The organism is Kluyvera sp. 142486, assembly GCF_046569695.1.
Lineage (GTDB): Bacteria > Pseudomonadota > Gammaproteobacteria > Enterobacterales > Enterobacteriaceae > Kluyvera.
In genome coordinates, this window is the sequence record NZ_JBKHUI010000021.1 from 49,920 (window position 1) to 67,582 (window position 17,663).

The window sequence follows — 17,663 nt, forward strand, 5'->3', positions numbered from 1 at the left end:
AGCGTTGGCTGGGGCAGAGTTAGCGGCGGTTAAGGGTTTTGAGGGGGAGGCGACGTTTTTTTAGACACTTAGTGGGAGAGTAGGTGACTGATGCTTGCATGGTGGCGCGTGACAGGTATAATCCACAACGTTTTCCGCATACCTTTCCGTGCCGGAGTGGCGAAATCGGTAGACGCAGTTGATTCAAAATCAACCGTAGAAATACGTGCCGGTTCGAGTCCGGCCTTCGGCACCATCGGAACATCAATAGACGTCAACGGACGTCTTTTTTTGTGCCTGAAATCCAGTATCCGCAAGGCTTCCCTCGCTTTTTCACTCAACAGAAGTCAATCTGAGTCAACCCACATCAAGACGCTTGTGAGTATAGAACCGAGTATATATGTTGGTTCGATAATGGTTGTATACTCACTTCGGCACATGGAAGGAGAACTTTTATGGCTCTGACAGATATCAAAGTGCGTTCTGCAAAACCACAGGAAAAGGAGTATACCCTTGTCGATGGGGATGGCATGTTTTTGCTCATTCACCCTAACGGCTCAAAATACTGGCGGTTCCGCTTTCGCTTTGGTGGTAAGCAGCACCTGATGGCATTTGGGGTTTATCCTGAAACGTCACTGGCTGATGCTCGTCAAAAAAGGGAAGAGGCTAGAAAGCTTGTTGCTGCAGGCATCGATCCCCGTGAACACAAACGTGCAGTGAAAGAAGAGCAGACGAAAGAGGCTATTACCTTTGAGTCAGTTGCCAGAGAGTGGCACGCAGCAAATAAAAAATGGACAGAAGAACATAGCCGACGGGTGCTGAAGAGCCTGGAAGATAATATGTTCCCAGCAATTGGGAAGCGGAGTATTGATAGTTTTAGTACGCGCGATCTCCTTGTCCCTATTAAAGTAGTTGAGGCTACAGGGCGTCTTGAAGTGGCTTCGCGTCTTCAGCAGCGTACCAATGCGATTATGCGTTATGCAGTGCAAAGCGGTTTGATCGATTACAATCCTGCTCAGGAGATGGCTGGGGCAGTTGCTTCAAGTAATCGTGTCCATCGACCAGCACTTGAACTGAAACGCTTACCTGAACTACTCCAGCGAATTGATAGCTACTCCGGACGACCTTTAACCCGTCTGGCTGTTGAGCTCACGTTATTAATCTTTATTCGTTCCAGTGAGTTGCGCTTTGCCCGTTGGCCCGAGATCGATTTTGAAAGGGCAATGTGGACAATCCCGGCAGGACGAGAAGCTATAGAAGGTGTTAAGCATTCGCAACGAGGTTCTAAAATGCGTACACCTCATTTAGTTCCTCTGTCTCGTCAGGCATTAGTAATCCTTCAACAGGTCCACAAGATCAGTGGTGATCGTGACTTTGTTTTCGTTGGCGATCATAACCCTCATAAGCCCATGAGTGAAAACACGGTGAACAAGGCACTGCGCGTCATGGGATATGACACGAAGGTTGATGTTTGTGGGCATGGTTTCAGAACAATGGCCTGTAGTTCGTTGATTGAATCAGGGTTGTGGTCGAGGGATGCGGTAGAGCGTCAGATGAGCCATATGGAGCGTAACTCAGTGCGAGCAGCTTACATTCATAAGGCGGAGCATCTTGATGAGCGTCGCTTGATGTTGCAGTGGTGGGCGGATTTTCTGGATGCGAATCGGGAAAAGGGGATTAGCCCGTTTGACTATGCGAAAGCGTAGTTAAATTGGAAGACTATTCGCAAAGAAGCACACTTTTGTTGGAATTTAAAATGCACTGTATATAATTACAGTTATTTTGTTTCATAATCAATGCTTGGATACCAAGGAACTGGCCTTAGTTAGAAAAAAAGGTGGCCATCGGGACTGGTTTCCGTTAGGATCTTCGGATCAAAAAATGATGAAAAAGTCGATATGAAAAAGAAACCACTGAAGCAGTACAAGGTATCCTCGTTTTTCGCAGGGATTGGTGGATTCGATCTTGGTCTTGAGAAAGCGGGGATGGAAGTTGTTTTCCAATGCGAAATCAATAAGTTTTGCCAGAAGGTACTTAGAAAGAATTGGCCAAATGTACCATTACATACTGATATTACACAACTGAATGCTGATGAGATCCCAGAAAGCAGTGTTTGGTGTGGTGGTTTTCCTTGCCAGGATGTGTCGTCAGCTAACCAAGGAAAACGGAAAGGTCTAGAGGGAGCCCGAAGCGGCTTATTTTATACATATGCAAAACTCATCGAAGAAAGAAAACCTGAATGGCTTGTTATTGAAAATGTTCCCGGACTGCTCAACAGCCACAATGGACAAGACTTCAAAGTTGTCATCGATACGTTGGTCGAACTCGGGTATGGCGTTTCGTGGAGAGTATTGGATGCAAAATACTTTGGAACACCCCAGCGTAGAAGAAGAGTGTACATTGTCGCAAGTCTTGGAGACATGCGCTCCGCTCGAGTCCTTTTTGAACCCGGAGCAACTAGAATCGTTGATAAACAGGGCCAAGGAGAGAGGGCAAATGCTTCCGGAGCCTCTGATACAGGCCTATCAAAAGCAGATATCTATTCTATCCAGCATGCAAGTATTGGACGGAAAGCAACCGCAGGACCTCAAGCAAAAGGATACAGGAACGACGGAGAAACCTACACCCTTGACTCAAGAGGAAGTTCAGATGCTGTATGTGCGCCGGATGCTGCCTTCCGAGTACGAGCGTCTGCAGGGATTTCCAGAGAACTGGACTCTAATCGATTCAGAGCAGTAGGGAACGCTGTCGCGGTCCCTATTGTTGAATGGATAGGAAAAAGAATTGTCCTTGTAGATCAGCAGATGCTCAACGAGGCATTATCGTAACAGTACTATTATCTAAACGTAAAAATGATCCTTCGAATAGTTCAGGGCGTGGTGCGCCCTGATCTGTTAGAAATCTTACAAATGTTGAATAGTTGGTGAATAATGTTTTTGAGTCATCAATGATCAACGGAATCGGACCTGGATGTGGTTCATCCGATGTATCTTCCTTGAAAGCTAAAATACATAATGTCCAGTTATGGGCTTTCAGATCCCTGAGATTTGCATTCCTAAAACGTCTGTGTAAATAGTCATAGAGTAAGCTACCCACAGCAAAAACGATTTTCCCACCAGTTTGATCAACAACATTCCCTTTCACAAGAAATTGTTCTTGTTGTCGTCTCCATGCGTTGGTTTCGATAGTATTTGCTGCTACTGGCCTTCTTAGAATTTCATTTGTTGGGAATTCGAGATCAGCCCAAGCGGCAATATGGCGAGTAATGGCACCTGTGCTGCTCGTTTCTCCGCCACCTTGCATTTCGAGGAGGACTTCATCAACTCTTCCTCTACCGGAAAAGTTTCTCATTACGTAGTCTGCGTGGTAGCTATTATCTGAATCTGGTAAAGGAATATTGACTTCTCTTTTTACGCCAATCTCTGAGTCTTGCAGTTCAGGATCCTGATAGATCAGTTTTGCTACTTTCCTTAGAATGTCTCTTTGATGTTCAACCAAGACATTGTCGACTTGTTGTGTACGCTCACCTGAGATGACCGTCTTTTTTTGGCGGGTAGAACAAAGTCTATGTTCACAGACGATCCAAATAGTACTGTCTGGTTTGCGGACGGAGCAGACTGGATGATTATTTTTACTTACTTTGTCACAGGTACGGTCCATAAAAGGGCATTGCGCCAGCGTGCCCTTTGAAACGGGAACAATCTGTTGGTCCACGTCTGTTCTTTGGCCTAAATATTCCGCGATACTCACTGCCATTGCTCATTCCTCACTCAGGAGCGGTTTGCTATATGATCTCAGCGAGTAGCAATTTATGTCAATGAATTCATGGTGTTTTTGTATCATGGATGTCAGTTTTCATTGAAATTCAATGAGGTTTTGATTCGACGCCGCTCATCTCATGACTGTACTCAACATTTTCAATGTGGTAGTGAAGCACATATGCTACGTAAGGCGTGTTAGGGGGATGGATTCCGCCACACGATGAGTACGATTTTGCACGAGGAAGGGTTCAATACGGCATGGATTGAAACCCAACTTGCGCATGTCGATAAGAACGCGATACGTGGAACGTATAACCATGCGTTGTATCTGGAAGGAAGAAAGGAGATGATGCAGTGGTATGCGGATTATATTAAATGTCTTTTTGTAACTAACGTAAGACATGTTTCATGAAAAACGCATTCAGCCATGTAGATGGCTGAATGTCCAATAAACACAAATAACTAAATGAAAAATATTGAAAAAAAACTTGAAATGCTCCTGCATTAGGAGCTTTACTCAATCTGTACATTTAGTAACACTTAAAATTCTGTATTTAGTATAATTGTAGACCAAAAAATTTTCGAGGGTGACATGGATAGAAAAACTGCAGTTGCAAGATGTCATGAAATCCAACTGGCTATTCGAGATAAAGAAGTTATCAAGTTTGAAAAAATACCCGAAATCGGAATGGCTGTTCAATTAGCACTACACATAAGGGGACTGCCCATTATTGAATACCAGCTTCTAAAAATGGTCGCTACCTCTCTAATTGGAATACCTCGGTTAGCTGTTGATAGGATCGTATTTCTTTTGGCTGAAATTGGATTTGTTAAAATTCACTCTGAAGGGAAAAATATTAAAGCCGTACTACCAAGTGTTCCTTATTTTGAAGACCTTTATGATGGAATCGGTGAATATTATGAAAATCAGTCTAACCCTGATGAGTTCGAAAAGTTGTCCCTTATAATCGTAGATTCATTGGCAGGCTCACCTTTTAATATCGATTCTTTAGCCAATAAACTAGGTGCTGATAGAAAAGACTTTGATCAAAGCATTGAGATCGGAGAAAGAGGCAATTATATTTACTCTAGAAGATGCCGATCTAAAAAAATACTTTTAAATCCTACGTATTTTTCCGAAAATGCAGATATTTTTGCCGATCATGTAGCAAAAGCAGGGGCCAAAACAGTTCAAAAAACGCTCCATCTTTTAGAGAAAGCCCAAGGTTGGCCTTTATCACTAATCTTAAAAAGGAAAGAAATTGCTGGCCACTCTCTTTCTGATGATGAGACTAGTTTGATAAAAAGACTTGCACAAGACGGTATGGTAAAACCTCCTTCTATTATCACTTCTTATGCTGGAGATAATTCTTTCATATTTACTCCAACACCAAATTTTGTAAATATAAGTCCATTCAAAAGAGAGCAATATGAACGAGCTTTAGCGATAGTTTCTGCTATACGGCAAGGGGAGTTGTTGCCAAATAAATACAGAATTAGAAGCCCTGGAGCTGTGTTGTATAAATTGAAAACTGAGCTTAAGCTTTCACCCACAAGTGATTATGCTGAGCAATATCAAAATCTTCAACACTTGCGCATAGCAAAACTAGTCAAACTTCATAATGGCTATAATCAACTCGAGATTATTGATACACCAGAAAATAGAGAGTCCTTAAAAATAGCATATCAGTTAGTACAAGGTGATAAGATACCCGAATTAGTAGTTGATAATGATGTAATGAAAGCGATGGCAGGTACTCGTGACTATGTAGAATCTTTGGTAAGTTCCAAATTAATGCGTGAAAAGGAAAATATATCGCTTTCGGAAGAAACAGAGAATGAACTAACTCAGTTGCTTTTGGAGAAAATTTAATGTTAAAAGATAGAGCCCAAAAAGCATTAGCTTTGAAATTTTGTATATCTAAACGCTGGTTGCCACAACTCGAAGTAAATATAGAGTCGAGCAAGCGGCTTGAAAAGCAAAATTTACTGCTTACTGATTTAGATGTCCTTGCTGTTGCCTTATCTCCTGTCGGCGAACAGGTTAAATTTATTTTCGATTGTAAAAGTGGAAACAGAGAATCACCGATAGGGCGTGTTTTTTGGTTAAAAGGAGTAATGGAAAAAACACACTCATCGCACGGTTTTATCCTGATGAATTCGAAAATGAATATTGGAAAAGATCACAGGTTAACAGCAGCAGATCTAAATATTTCATTACTTAAAGAAAATGAATTCGAAAGTTTATCTATCGGGACTGGTGGAAGCACATCGATAAATACAGAATATTCAGTAGCGGCAGATATTACAGCATGGGAAAAATTGTCTGAACTTAACAAAAAATATCCTAACATGTCAGAATATCTTTCATTTTCAAATTCATCTTTTTGGATGATCAATGAACCTGGAGAGCAGTGTAGGAAGGTTGTTGCTAAACTGAGAAGAATAAGATCAGAATTAGATCCATCTAAGAATGAGCATTTATGTATATTTGGTGATGCACTTTCATTATTTTTGATGACAATTTCAAACATAGCGAATAAATTACTACTCGTATTAATTTCGCCAACTGAGAAAGATGATTTTTCTTCTCTTGTATTAGCATATCTATATGGTGGTTATGAGAACCTTAACGCGGCGATTAAGATCCGCAGCTTAGCAACAGGTCAAAATGAAGGTGATGCATTAAGCATTTTTCCAGAAACAAATAAATTTGAACATTTGATTAGAGAAATAATGCAAGCCCCACAGCAAGCTATGGCTGCTGCTTTATTAGCTCGAGAGTTATCTCTATGTATGCTAACTAATTCTGAGCAGACCAAATTGCAATTAGATATTGCAAATGAAAATCCATATGCAACGAAATTCATTTTACTTGCTTCTGAATATCTGCAGCAAGCTATAAAATTGCCGCCTGAATTTTTTGATATTTATTCAAAAATATCCTTTGGAATAACAACTGAAAATTCCAAAAGAAAAAAATAGAATACTACAAAGCGAAGATCTATGTCTTCGCTTTGCAATTTAAAATAGGATTGAATTTATCATAACTCAGGCATCAGGGTTACGTTGAGTTGTAATAGCTCAGACTTGAACTAATGGTTTTCATTGGCAGAACACAATCAAATCCGGCAGTCTGCTCTGAGAAAAATGCTGACGGGGCGTCAAGCTCAGTAGCAGCGCTTTGTTAGGCAATTACTTTCTCCGATAGACTTTTTAGTTTTTCTTCGAAGGAAAAAGATTCCAAAAAAATCGAAATACCTTTCAGGCTGTTCATCATTTGACATCTAACGAGTGAAAAATTTATGACCTGAAATTAAGGTATAATTTCCTCGCCAGCATTCATTAGACAAGTCCCAGAGCATTTTATATGTCCCTTGGTTCTCATGGTCTACCACAAGCAAAATACTTGATTTCATGAGTATTCTCCTGTGTGCTTGCCTAACGCTAAGTTCAGTCACATGGCCAACCTATTGATATTACTGGGTGAATTCTATGGCATTGTTTTAAACTCGGTAGGGATGGTGTAAGTATCCCACTTAAGTGAACCATTCACTTTTAGAGATCTTCCGACATACTGACTATGTCCCCTGAGGAGATCACCATGCGTAAAGCCCGATTCATCGAACACCAGATCATTGCCGTTCTGAAGTCCGTCGAAGCCGGACGTACCGTCAAGGATGTCTGCCGTGAAGCTGGTATCTCGGAGGCCTCGTATTACAACTGGAAAACGAAGTTTGGCGGGATGGAAGCCTCTGATATCAAAAAGATGAAAGACCTAGAGGATGAAAACCAGCGCCTCAAACAGATGTTTGCTGATCTCAGCCTTGAATGCCGGACCCTGAAAGACGTTATCGAAAAAAAAGCTTTAACACCAGCGATAAAGCATGAGCTGGTCAGCTATCTGATCGCGCAGTTTGCCATGAGCTTACGCCAGGTCTGCAGGACATTGTCGCTGAGCAGGACGGTATTTCGTTATCAGCCGGATACGCTAAGTGAAGAACCGGTGATTATGGCGCTGGCCGTGGCGGCTGAACGCTATCCGCGATACGGATTTAAAAAGCTTTTTCAGGTCCTTCGCAGGCAGGGCAATAGCTGGAATCATAAAAGAGTTCACCGTATTTACTGCCTGCTGAAACTGAATTTTCGCCGTAAGGTAAAACAGCTCCTGCCGGTACGTAATCCGGCTACGCTGGCAACACCGGAGGCGATGAACCAGAGCTGGTCCATCGATTTTATGCACGATGCGCTGGTCTTGGGCAGACACTTCCGGCCCTTTAATGTTGTGGATGACTTTAACCGCGAGGCCTTCGCAATAGAAATCGATCTGAATATCCCGGCACAGCGGGTGGACAGGATCGTGGCAAACCGGGGTTATCCGCTGAAACTGCGGATGGATAACGGGCCGGAACTGGTCTCGCTGGCGCAGTGGGCTGAAGAGCATAGTGTGATACTGGAATTTATCAAACCCGGGAAACCAACTCAGAATGCCTTTATTGAACGTTTTAACCGGACGTAACGGACAAAAATACTGGATTTTTATTTATTCAGAACGCTGAATAAAGCACGGGAAATTACAGAGTGCTGGCTGGCTGAATATAACAGCGAACGGCCCTATGAATCCCTGAATAACCTGATGCCGGAAGAGTACCGGCTGATGGCTGAACAACCGGAACTCTCAAAAAGTGTGTGGAACTAAAACGGGTGCGCTTACAAGTTGTTTCCTGCTGATAACATAGACCAATTTTAGCGATATACCCAAGCTGGTAATATCAATTGCGAGCTTCCACTTCTTGTTGACAGCAAATTGGACTTTTCGCTCTGTACTAGAGGCAAAAGTTGGAGTATCAGTGACTCTCTAAACGTGAATGGTTCATTTTGCAGGGAGACTTACAGGACGACCACTGTAACCTGATGATGCGTGGTCTGAGCTAATACAATTTATTCAACAAAGCCGGTCTTGGCTCAACGAGCTGGCGAAAGCCGCGCAGCTCTCCACTAACTCCCAATGGACCCCCGATATTTCGCTGAGCGCTGGCGGCTTCGAGACATACAACTACCGTAAGGACTATTATGAAATTACTTAAAATCTCGTGAAAGCATTTGCGAAGCAGCTGAAGCTGTATAAACACCAGCATGTTTTATTTCAGCTGCTATTTTGTAACCATCATCTCTAAATTGCGCAAGCATTGAGCTTAAAGAACCAAGTTTTCTAGTATTCAAAACCATTCTAACTACAGTTCCTTCATGATAATGACCTAAAGTTATATGCTTCTTTCCTTGTTCATCGAGATAAATAGCATGGTCACCGCTACAAATAAGAAAGCTACCGCCAAGTTTACAGATGCGGCTAATCATATAAAGTCCAAACCCTGAATTATGCCATGGGTTTTTTGTATTAATCCTTGCACCTTTGTAATTTTTACTAGAAATAGATGGCATTAATGCTAACTGAATGGCTTCAGAATCATTATCAGCTTCTATGTAGGGGTTTTTCGATAGGGAACTTCTCATGCCCATACCATTATCTGAAATTGTTATTTCGACACAATCATAAGAGGGCCAATACTGAGCACAATACTCAATTACCTTTGAGTCACTATGTTCAACAACATTACGCATTATTTCCCTAATAGAAAATGTCAAAGCATCAATAAGATCACCTTCTTCTTGGCGAGCAAGTATCTTTGCTAATCTTCCGGAGCGTGCCTCAACTATCTCTTGTACTTCAGTATATTTATCATTAGCTTCATCAATTACGGTTTGAACACGAAGAATGGTGAAAGGCACGAAATTATTATTTCCATCCGTACATCCTGGCTCACGACCATGTTTTAATCCGAAAGCCCTAAAGAAAGCCATATTTGAAGCATAGTCTTTATTTTCGTATCCACTACAAAAAATTTTAAATCCCTCTATATTTTTTTTCTGTTTTCTATGAAAATCTCGAATATGTTTAGCAACATAAACCATTGCAAACGGTTCAATTCTTCCCATATTTGAGAAGTCTATAGTTATTTGTTGATTATTAGAATGCTTCTCAATTTCATTACAGAAATCGAATATTCTTTCAGGATTACATGTAGAGGGAAATAAAATGCGGGACATATAAATTCCTTAGGATGATTTTTCTATAAATGCTACTCAATAAGTTCTAATAAGACAAGCTTATGAAATACGAATGTGAAAACCTTATCGAAAAAATCTCGTAGGTGAAGTTAAAAAGGCCGATGGGGTTGCCAATGAGTTTGTCTCACCTAGCAGCCGTTTGGTACCGGATCGCATTGTTCTGCTATCCGGTGGCAGCCTCGTTTTCGTCGAATGCAACGCTCACGGAAAATCACCACGTGCCGACCAGATACGCGAGCATGGATGGCACCCTTAATCTGGATGCTGGAGGCTCAGCAGAAGGAGTGCAGCGGAAGCAATCTGGTACATTGAGCGCCTGATAGGCCACCGCTGCCATCGATTAATGAAGCTGATTAACCATTGTCATCATAGAGTGTTCGGTTTCGGTGATTTCAGTGGTAAGTGATTCATCGATCCGTTTCATCTTTAGATCGTGATTTGTACCGAACAGATCCAGCTTATCTAGGGCATACATCAGCAGGGCTGTAATAACGGCGGTCAGGACCGAGGACAGAAGGATAGGTAACGGACCCGGCAGACCCAGACTGTTCAGCCACGTCTCGAGGCCAAGCGAGGCAAAAATGGATAAGGAACCGGCCACCAGTTTCAGAATGGCATCCCCTTTTTGGGCCTGGCTGCTGCTTTTATCACTCAGGATGGTGACTGATTGCATCAACACCTTGAAGCCTTCCTTGACCATCCGCATGAGGTTTTTGAATACGCCCACAAAACAGTTAACAATTCCTTCCAGCAGCATTGAGAGGAAGTTTTTTACAAAGCCTTCCGCCAAGTCCTTCAGCAAGGTTGACGCATTAGTGAGAACGTATGTCTTCATGCGGCTGAGGCGAAGTTTCAATGCCTCAGTATAGCCACTGACCCCTACGCCGGTGTCCAGACCATCCGACAGGCTGGTGCGGAGCTCGTAGTAAAGCGGCTTTATGACGAACAGAACCAGATCGCCGATCGACTGGTGACCGGCTGCCTGACCGGCATCTTTGACCAGAACTTTTTGGACACTCCGGTCTTTACTGATATTGGACCACACAGTTTCATTGGTTTTGTCGTCAATGGCTTTCTTAGCCACTTTCATCTCGTCTATCATCTGCTGACGGGCCTGGATTTGCTCCTCAGTGAGTGGCTTTTTAACCTCCTTGCCCCTTTTTTTGACGATCACATACCCCTGCTTCACTTCCTGCTGAAGCTCCGCGCTCGTCTTGTCGAATTTTCCAAAATCCTTGCCACTGTTATTGGCCTGTGACGTCACTTTATAGTTTTCGTCAATGTTGGCTATAGCCTCGATGTCATCGAGGTTCAGGGCCTTGTTACCTTTCAGGTCGTTACACACTTCAGCACAAGAAATGGCATGGTCAACCTGTGCTGCTCGCTCCGGTGTCCCTTCACTGTTAGCGTGCCGCTTGTTTCTGTAGACGACCTGTCCGTCGTACTCATCATGGGATCGCTGACGGTTGCCGAAGTGGGCGTCCTTATGTTTCTCCATTTTCTTACCGTTGCGCATCTGAACGGTCACGCCATCACGCGTCATCGTACCGCTGTTATAGACGGTTTTATCAGCCAGATTCTGAATGTTTTGGCGTTCAATCAGCTGCTCACTGTAGCTGTCGAGCCTAAAGTTGCTGCTGTTGATGGCCTCATACTGGAAAGTCCGGCATTCCTGGTACAGACGCGAAGGCGTAATTCCCTGACGAATGCCAATGTTACACGCCCGCATCGTCCCATCAAGCAGGCTCAGGAAGACGGGCTCCAGAATAGTATCGATGGCACTGCCCGTGGAGAGGTGTTCAAGACGGGCCAAAGCATCAGCCCTGTTGACCGCAAGATCCATGCCTTCGACGGAGGAGCGGTAAAATTCACTGACCTTACAGGCCTGTACTAATGCAATGTCCGGCTCCCCGGCCAAGTGCCGCGCCACCACCGTTAAAGAAGCTACGGGGGTTAGTTGTGGTAGGCGCTGTAATCGGCGTGCTTTGATGGCATTCAGATGTCGTGCATTTTTCTCATTCATAATCAGACCTTAGGCAGCAACCAGTTCATACCAGGAGGTCATAAAATCGCGTGCCTCTTGCGGTTTTGTCTCATCCAACTGCATCAGCATTGTCACCAGCTCTTCCAGTGTTGAAAGCGTTTTGGGATCGTTAAGCTGATACTCGGCAATCATCAGCCAGATCGTAGAAAGATTAGGTGGGCTGACAATCATCTCAGCAATCCTGAGTTGCGTATGTTGAGATAAACGGCTACGTGAACCAATCCCAACGACCAGATCGTCCAGCAGCGTAATGTTCGCAGGGGTATTAAGATGATTAGCTTTCAGGCAGCAAAGACCCAGTGCGTATCCGGTCAGAATAAATTCTTCTCTCTGACTGAGTTCACCGAGCAGCCGGGCCACCTTCAGTTTGAGCGTATCAAGCTTGTCAGCGTAGGCAGCTTTGGCTCGAGCTTCACCTGTTGCTTCTCCTTTTTTTTCTGCGTTCTCACCATATAAATATACGCCAACGGCACCAGCAATCACGGTTACGCCACTGATAATGACTTTGATCCAACCACTCACTTCAACCTCCTTCTGAGGTTACTGGGTTCAAAACTTTCGCTTTTACGTACCAAAAGAGTACTCCCGATATTTTAATTTGTATAACAGCAGTACAGAAATAAGCACGTAGTAATGGCAAGTAACGTTGTTGTAATATCCGCTCCCCGCTCAAAGCGGGCTAGCTAACCGAGCATTAGATCCACTATGAACGAGGAGCAGGCTCCTCAGGCAATCCACTGCTGCCAGATGCGGATGTGACCTGCTCCAGCGCCCTGAACCGAAGTAAAAAGGTTATCCACATTAAAAGTGGATATCATTGTGGATGAAGTGGTCAACTAAAACTGGCAACCGCTAGAGTTTTTCCAATATCGGTTTTCCGATTCGTTGGGGGCAACCCACCGTTATATTCATGCGGCCTGAGCGCGCTGTAATACCCAACGATATAGTCCGTTATTGCCTAGGCTGCATCGCTGAAGCTTGTGTAACCCGCCACCGGTACCCATTCTTTCTTCAGACTCCTGAAGAAGCGTTTCATTGGACTGTTAGGCGGGAGGAACTCTGCTTTTTACCTAGGAGTAAAGCGGTTCGGCACAGATCGGAACTGATATTAGTGGCCGGTAAATAGCAGATATTCATCCATCATTTGCGTGAGGGATATGTTTTCCTCCTGCCGTCTAACCAGCCACAAACCTAGATCTTCAGGTGCCTTACGTTTCAGGTTATCCAACCAGTCTTCCAGCGTCGCACCCATCATCAAATCGTACCAACATAGCCAGACCAGTTTGTGGCGATGCTCCGGGGAGCTGAATTGTTGTAACAGGCTAATCAGCCTGTTTGCCAGTGGGCGTTGTTTCAGGCGGATACATTCACTCAGCAATATCCCTTCCAGCATTGGGTGGTGCAGTAAAGTTTTTTGCTTTGTCTCAAGACTGATTTGCATATCAGTCACTACCGACACTGGTTCTGGATGCTGACTTCCGTAAATCAGTCGATAAAGGCATTGTGGCACCACTGCAGTCATCTGCCCTGCGCCGGGAAAGTACAGGCTGCCCACCATCAGATGGTGGCTGGCCTGAATATTGGGATGACACATGCCATTTATGATGGCCAGTTTTGTGAACCCGTTTAGCCAGCGTTGATAGCTGATTAGCAAACTGTCATAACGCGTCTTTGTCTCTTTCATGGTGAATTATCCCTGGATACTGAATGATAGGCAGCTACAAAGCTCCGCAATGAGCGGATAAAGAGTCTGCCTGTCAGGAAAGTGATATGTAAGGAGAGGTAACTAGCTGCGTGATTCGTCGATTCTCGCCTGTAGCCAGGCTTCCACTTCACTATGCTTCCAGCGAGAACTGCGACCCAGCTTAATCGGTTTCGGAAATAAACCGTCTTTGATGAGCTTATAAAACCACTTATCCGTCAGGCCCGTGAATCTGGTAATGAACTGCATGTCCACTAGTTGGTCATCAAACAGAGAAATTTGAGTTGTCATTGTGCTGTCTTCCATTGTGGGATTGACCTGAGCGGGTGGTTGATTGCCTTTAACCACCAGCCCTTCCACATCAATGGGGTGATATGTAAAAAAGTGCAGAACCGATGTTAAAGACCTCTGGGCCTGCCTAATCCACTTGATGGCGGTACCTCGCTGGCACCGTAGTATATTTGTCCGTGTTTTGACTTCTCCTTAGCCAGATAGCTGATGATGTAGCGCAGTCCATTGATAGCTTCGGCATCATCGTAATTAACAGGACGGGTGATATCGGCTTCGTAACAGTCCTTGTGATCACAACGATTGTGGTAACCCTGCCCTTCCGTTATCTCCAGCCAAATCCCTCCCGCTTGTTCTGCTACCGGGTATGTGGATTGATTATTGTGACCATCGAGATACATCACGATGTGAGAATGGCATTTATGCTTTGGCGTAAACTCCAGCACCCAGAAATAACCCACGATTCTGCTCTCGCGCATCATACGTTCGACTAACTGACGTACTTCCAACTCCGTTTCGTGCCATCCGTGGTGGTCATAACGCCATGTGTCTTTCTGATAGAACAGATCAATTCTGAGAGGCTGAAGACGGGAGTAGCGTTCCAATAGTTGATTAAGATGGTGGTTCAGTAGCGACAGCAGGAACCAGTTCATCGTGTAGCGGTTGTTATAAGTGTATGGGAAATCCATGGTTGAGTCCTTTGTGATGGGTATACAAAGGAATGTGGTGATATGTATTTTTTAAGATGATGTAAGCGATCACGATATTCTTCGTGATACACCACTATCGTGATAATGGTGAGGATGATTGGTGAGAAGCGATATGGAGGACATGATGACTATGGCAAGAAAGGAGGGATTAGAAAAGAGGAGGATATAATTATACTAAAAACCCAAATATCTTTTCTGGTTATCCAGACTGCCAGAGTAGTGCCAAGAAGGGGCTCTGGCAGTAGGATAAAATGATATTAATAAGGTAGCGTGTTGTGAGTAGCAATAAAAATTACCACAATGATAATTAAGAAATTAAGATAAAAAGTTATGCAAAAATGCAAATATGATTAACAAGGGATGGGCATGATGGAACGTATCACCTTCAGCATCACTAATTCTGAGACATTACGAGTCCTGGATGAATACAGCAGGACACAGAAGATTTCCCGATCGCAGGTCATTACTACATTACTGGATGCCACTGTTCCTGTTCTTAATGACGTTAATCGCTATTATCAACTTGCTGATGAACTGAAGTCACGGTTGCTGGCAGGTGTTTACCAACAAGACCTGCCACGCAGACGTAATGTTGTCATGGCTGAGAAGTATTGTCTGGAAATTTGGGAAAGTAAGCTTCAGGTTAGAAAAGTGTATGACTTTGACAGCGTTAATGGCGTGATGCATGTTCGTGAGCGGAAGCGACATTATCGTCAGGATAAGGCTGTTGGAAGGGTAGAAAACCGATATATCAATGATCTCTGCCAGTCGTTCCTGGACATGACCGATTTGGCCGCTCAATATGCGTGTTTCATCTACACGGATAGAATCATTTTTACAGATGAGGGATCGAAAGAGGAAGACTCATCCCCTTTAAAACTGGCAGCGGGTGATGCGGTAATTTTAATGGCCAAAGATGTGATCTATAACGAATACTTTTTTGACCTGAAGAATGCCCTTTTTATCAACGTGATTGACCTCATGTCTTTTGGTTCAAATGGCATTCCGGAGACGACGAAAGACCCGCGCATTCACTGCTGGGTACCCATCCTGTTCAGCGGAAAAAATGCCGTCATTGTTCCTGTATATCGGATTGATCCACACACTGCGCCAACGCTGAGGAAACCAGACAAAATTACGGTAATTTACAGTGGTAAAAAATAATTAATCTGTCACCTTGTGTCGTCGTTCTTGGTTCAGAATTTTGTGGTGCGATACAAGGCTACCCCTGTGATTGTTTCGACCAGTTCAAAGATATCTGTTCTTAACCAGGCGTTCTCTACCCAGAAACACGTCACGAGTAATTTTGGAGTGCGAAACGTTGAAGGCAGCCTGGCCATGGGAATCGTAAGCGCAGATCTTGTGACCAAATCCAAATCCAAATCCAAAGCACTTAGCCGAAAACAGTCAAAAATCAGGAAACAGGAACTGATGATTCATGTGGACTCAAGGGGGAATTATTATTACGCTCCTGAGGAGGAGGTTGCAAATCTTTAATTTAGAGCTTTAGCCACCAGTAACCGGCAGACAAGTTTTTCCACAGAAAGTATTAGGACCTGTGTTTTATAATGTACGGAAGCTAGTGTTTCAATTGTTCCATTCTGCGTGACAGTTGTGAAAGATGCATCTCCTGTATTGATTAACTCTAATTTAGATTCAGAGCATGCGATCCCATTCTTAGAGCCTGTTTCTCCGTCGGCAGTTACCGATCCTTTTATATCAGTAAAAAGACCAGGCCCTGTAGGGCTTGGGCCAGATTAATCGTTTTGTTATTCAGGACGGATGCTTGTGCATGTGTGTATTCAATAAGAAAAATGTACATATCTGCAGTAGCAAAAAAAGAGCTGCTTTACCATTTCACATAAAACAGCCCCTGTATTTCTCTTATAGCTTACTGATTAAAAATCAACGAGTTCTAACTGACGCGCCATATTTAATTCATTGCGCTCCACTATTTCCTCAACAATTTTGCCGGACGTATTGAACCTGAAATAGGTCAGGCTGGTCCAGGTGACATCCCTGCCACTGACGTCAAAACCGTTCCACGTATTAGATCCTGTCGCCACATGAGTCAGGGCGACAACAACCTGGTCGTCAGCAACAACCTCTTTTTGAAATGTCGTCACAATGGCTTCATAGCGGTCGGTCACATTCTCGCGCAGCCCTTTTTTAAAAACTTCAAGACCGACTAGTGGCCCGGGGCAGTCAGGACGATGAATCACCACGTTTTCATCAAAAAATTCATTCACGCGTTCGACATCTTTTCCGTCGACACAATATTTAAAATAAGCTTTAACCACATCCAGGTGAGTCATCTTCATTTCTCCGGGTTAATTAATCAGGGCCCCACCCTCAATATCCACTATCGAGCCGGTGACAAAGGGGTTATCCATGACAAACAGATACCCTTTTGCCAGGTCTTCTGCACGACCATACCTTTTGGCCGGTAGATTTTCTGCCGCCCGCGCCAGCATCTGTTCACGTGCTTCCGGTGCCATATCTGCATAGGCTTCAGTATCTGTCAGTCCCGGACTGATGGCGTTAACGCGCAGAGGAGATAACTCTTTTGCCAGCATTTTCACTGCAGCTTCCAGAGCCGCATTCATCGTGGTTTTCACCAGGGTTCCGGGAACGGTACGACGGGCAAGAAAACCGCTGGTCAGGGTCAGTGTTCCACCGGGTTTAATTTTCCCGCTCAGATAACGGGCAACCGCCAGACTGCCCCAGAATTTGGTATCAAACGCCTGTTTTGCGGTCTTCAAATCCAGGGTGGTGAATGCGCCACCCGGCGCCTGGGAGCCCGCCGTCACCACAATGTTGTCCACCGGTTCAAGCGTCCGGGCCAGGCGCTCAAGTTGCGCTTCATCGGCGATATCCAGTACCAGGCTTTCCGCTGTCGCACCGGTTGTCTGAAGTTGCTGACAGGCATGTTGAAGTTTATCGTGATGGCGACCGGCAAGAATAATATGCTCCCCACGGGTTGCCAGAAGCTGTGCCACGGCGAAACCAATACCGGTAGCACCACCAATAATGAGTGTGCGTTGTGTCAT

General features: G+C 44.2%; 14 protein-coding genes, 1 tRNA gene and 4 pseudogenes. 8 read left to right on the top strand and 11 right to left on the bottom strand.

Annotated elements, in window-relative coordinates:
- Positions 1-150: 150 nt before the first annotated feature.
- The 3 genes from ACLGE8_RS19830 (at position 151) to ACLGE8_RS19840 (ending at position 2,807) form a co-directional block, all read left to right on the top strand.
- A tRNA-Leu gene (locus ACLGE8_RS19830) sits at positions 151-235 on the top strand.
- Between the two features lie 199 nt (positions 236-434).
- Entirely contained in the window at positions 435-1,685 is a 1,251-nt protein-coding gene (locus ACLGE8_RS19835; RefSeq protein WP_235117242.1) for a tyrosine-type recombinase/integrase, read from the top strand.
- Between the two features lie 192 nt (positions 1,686-1,877).
- Positions 1,878-2,807: a DNA cytosine methyltransferase gene (locus ACLGE8_RS19840; protein ID WP_032170444.1), complete on the top strand. Its 930-nt coding sequence runs from the start codon at positions 1,878-1,880 to the stop codon at positions 2,805-2,807.
- Here ACLGE8_RS19840 and ACLGE8_RS19845 read toward each other — a convergent pair.
- Entirely contained in the window at positions 2,788-3,735 is a 948-nt protein-coding gene (locus ACLGE8_RS19845) for a hypothetical protein (RefSeq protein WP_235117240.1), read from the bottom strand. The two genes, ACLGE8_RS19840 and ACLGE8_RS19845, sit on opposite strands and share 20 nt — an antisense overlap.
- A gap of 163 nt (positions 3,736-3,898) precedes the next feature.
- Between ACLGE8_RS19845 and ACLGE8_RS19850 the strand changes: the two are divergent.
- From ACLGE8_RS19850 to ACLGE8_RS19865, 4 genes and pseudogenes are all read left to right on the top strand, one after another.
- Positions 3,899-4,152 (top strand): annotated as a pseudogene (locus ACLGE8_RS19850) (tyrosine-type recombinase/integrase); the annotation flags it as partial.
- 180 nt (positions 4,153-4,332) lie between these two features.
- Positions 4,333-5,613, top strand: coding sequence for a hypothetical protein (locus ACLGE8_RS19855; RefSeq protein WP_411000659.1), 1,281 nt, complete (start codon positions 4,333-4,335; stop codon positions 5,611-5,613).
- Positions 5,613-6,725 carry a hypothetical protein gene (locus ACLGE8_RS19860; protein WP_032278739.1) on the top strand — a complete coding sequence of 371 codons (1,113 nt, stop codon included), beginning with the start codon at positions 5,613-5,615 and terminating at the stop codon, positions 6,723-6,725. The genes ACLGE8_RS19855 and ACLGE8_RS19860 overlap by 1 nt, the downstream gene beginning before the upstream one ends.
- A gap of 619 nt (positions 6,726-7,344) precedes the next feature.
- Positions 7,345-8,439: pseudogene (locus ACLGE8_RS19865) on the top strand (IS3 family transposase).
- 380 nt (positions 8,440-8,819) lie between these two features.
- Here ACLGE8_RS19865 and ACLGE8_RS19870 read toward each other — a convergent pair.
- The 7 genes and pseudogenes from ACLGE8_RS19870 to ACLGE8_RS19900 form a co-directional block, all read right to left on the bottom strand.
- Positions 8,820-9,848 (bottom strand): hypothetical protein, encoded by a 1,029-nt coding sequence (locus ACLGE8_RS19870; RefSeq protein ID WP_235117098.1) that lies wholly within the window; start codon positions 9,846-9,848, stop codon positions 8,820-8,822.
- 361 nt (positions 9,849-10,209) lie between these two features.
- A complete protein-coding gene (locus ACLGE8_RS19875; RefSeq protein WP_284104094.1) occupies positions 10,210-11,892 on the bottom strand; it encodes a hypothetical protein in 1,683 nt (560 codons plus the stop codon).
- Between the two features lie 9 nt (positions 11,893-11,901).
- Positions 11,902-12,435 (bottom strand): hypothetical protein, encoded by a 534-nt coding sequence (locus tag ACLGE8_RS19880; protein ID WP_235117096.1) that lies wholly within the window; start codon positions 12,433-12,435, stop codon positions 11,902-11,904.
- A 310-nt stretch (positions 12,436-12,745) separates the two neighbouring features.
- Positions 12,746-12,958, bottom strand: a pseudogene (locus ACLGE8_RS19885) (IS3 family transposase); the annotation flags it as partial.
- 63 nt (positions 12,959-13,021) lie between these two features.
- The gene (locus ACLGE8_RS19890) at positions 13,022-13,597 is read right to left on the bottom strand and encodes a hypothetical protein (protein ID WP_235117095.1); all 576 of its coding nucleotides are present in this window, start codon (positions 13,595-13,597) and stop codon (positions 13,022-13,024) included.
- A gap of 102 nt (positions 13,598-13,699) precedes the next feature.
- Positions 13,700-13,906, bottom strand: a complete 207-nt coding sequence (locus ACLGE8_RS19895) for a helix-turn-helix transcriptional regulator (protein ID WP_235117094.1) — start codon at positions 13,904-13,906, stop codon at positions 13,700-13,702.
- A gap of 107 nt (positions 13,907-14,013) precedes the next feature.
- Positions 14,014-14,592: an inovirus-type Gp2 protein gene (locus ACLGE8_RS19900; protein WP_235117093.1), complete on the bottom strand. Its 579-nt coding sequence runs from the start codon at positions 14,590-14,592 to the stop codon at positions 14,014-14,016.
- 387 nt (positions 14,593-14,979) lie between these two features.
- On the opposite strand from ACLGE8_RS19900, the gene ACLGE8_RS19905 reads away from it, so the two are divergent.
- Positions 14,980-15,777, top strand: a complete 798-nt coding sequence (locus ACLGE8_RS19905; protein WP_235117092.1) for a hypothetical protein — start codon at positions 14,980-14,982, stop codon at positions 15,775-15,777.
- A gap of 329 nt (positions 15,778-16,106) precedes the next feature.
- On the opposite strand, the pseudogene ACLGE8_RS19910 reads toward ACLGE8_RS19905, so the two are convergent.
- The 3 genes and pseudogenes from ACLGE8_RS19910 to ACLGE8_RS19920 all read right to left on the bottom strand — a co-directional run.
- Positions 16,107-16,334: pseudogene (locus tag ACLGE8_RS19910) on the bottom strand (TRL domain-containing protein); the annotation flags it as partial.
- Positions 16,335-16,511: 177 nt separating this feature from the next.
- Entirely contained in the window at positions 16,512-16,928 is a 417-nt protein-coding gene (locus tag ACLGE8_RS19915) for an ester cyclase (RefSeq protein ID WP_207389020.1), read from the bottom strand.
- 15 nt (positions 16,929-16,943) lie between these two features.
- Entirely contained in the window at positions 16,944-17,663 is a 720-nt protein-coding gene (locus ACLGE8_RS19920; protein ID WP_131346785.1) for an SDR family oxidoreductase, read from the bottom strand.

Bases quoted from the DNA above. Each gene is read 5' to 3' on its own strand.
- ACLGE8_RS19920 (WP_131346785.1), bottom strand. From the start codon at position 17,663: ATGACACAACGCACACTCATTATTGGTGGTGCTACCGGTATTGGTTTC.
- ACLGE8_RS19905 (WP_235117092.1), top strand. From the start codon at position 14,980: ATGATGGAACGTATCACCTTCAGCATCACTAATTCTGAGACATTACGA.
- ACLGE8_RS19840 (WP_032170444.1), top strand. From the start codon at position 1,878: ATGAAAAAGAAACCACTGAAGCAGTACAAGGTATCCTCGTTTTTCGCA.
- ACLGE8_RS19860 (WP_032278739.1), top strand. From the start codon at position 5,613: ATGTTAAAAGATAGAGCCCAAAAAGCATTAGCTTTGAAATTTTGTATA.
- ACLGE8_RS19900 (WP_235117093.1), bottom strand. From the start codon at position 14,592: ATGGATTTCCCATACACTTATAACAACCGCTACACGATGAACTGGTTC.
- ACLGE8_RS19890 (WP_235117095.1), bottom strand. From the start codon at position 13,597: ATGAAAGAGACAAAGACGCGTTATGACAGTTTGCTAATCAGCTATCAA.
- ACLGE8_RS19875 (WP_284104094.1), bottom strand. From the start codon at position 11,892: ATGAATGAGAAAAATGCACGACATCTGAATGCCATCAAAGCACGCCGA.
- ACLGE8_RS19870 (WP_235117098.1), bottom strand. From the start codon at position 9,848: ATGTCCCGCATTTTATTTCCCTCTACATGTAATCCTGAAAGAATATTC.
- ACLGE8_RS19895 (WP_235117094.1), bottom strand. From the start codon at position 13,906: ATGACAACTCAAATTTCTCTGTTTGATGACCAACTAGTGGACATGCAG.
- ACLGE8_RS19855 (WP_411000659.1), top strand. From the start codon at position 4,333: ATGGATAGAAAAACTGCAGTTGCAAGATGTCATGAAATCCAACTGGCT.
- ACLGE8_RS19845 (WP_235117240.1), bottom strand. From the start codon at position 3,735: ATGGCAGTGAGTATCGCGGAATATTTAGGCCAAAGAACAGACGTGGAC.
- ACLGE8_RS19915 (WP_207389020.1), bottom strand. From the start codon at position 16,928: ATGACTCACCTGGATGTGGTTAAAGCTTATTTTAAATATTGTGTCGAC.
- ACLGE8_RS19835 (WP_235117242.1), top strand. From the start codon at position 435: ATGGCTCTGACAGATATCAAAGTGCGTTCTGCAAAACCACAGGAAAAG.